Here is a 460-nt window from a genome sequence, read left to right as displayed (position 1 = left end):
GAGGACTCAGTTCCTGGCGTGCTTGGCCACGATGGCCCAGAAGTCGGCGTCTTCGACCTGGAGGGCGTACCCGTCGCCGTAGTCGCCCAGAACCTCATCCGCGATGGCGTCCACGTCGTAGTCGTCGGCGTCGGCCATGCCGCTGTTGATGACGGCGATGACCTCCGCGGCGATGGCTTCGTTCTTGGTGCTGTAGGTGGCGTTCATGTTCTTGTCCTTTCGTCGGTAGCCCTTGTGGCTATGTATAGAGCTTAGCACACTTACATTGCTAGGTGTCAACTCCAGAAAGATAACAGTTTGATAACGCTCTACCGTGCCCGCCAGTCGGGGGCCACCGACGCGGTGTTGAACGGCACCCCCGGGGCCCTGGATGGACTTACCAGCTTGGTGCCCCGGATGTAGACCACTGAGTCCCACGACACGCCCCGGGCCGTGGCGTCGGCCGCCAGCGCGTCCAGTT

The 460-nt window shown here is 62.2% G+C and carries 1 protein-coding gene; it reads right to left on the bottom strand.

Annotation, left to right across the window (positions count from 1 at the left end):
* Positions 1–6 precede the first annotated feature (6 nt).
* A partial coding sequence (locus ACTQ48_RS11560; protein ID WP_441571076.1) for a hypothetical protein occupies positions 7–460 on the bottom strand: 454 nt, incomplete at its 5' end.

It is taken from the genome of Collinsella sp. Sow4_E3 (assembly GCF_052116285.1).
Lineage (GTDB): Bacteria > Actinomycetota > Coriobacteriia > Coriobacteriales > Coriobacteriaceae > Collinsella.
Note: the sequence above shows the minus strand (reverse complement) of the source record. Positions and strands in the feature narration are given on the sequence as shown.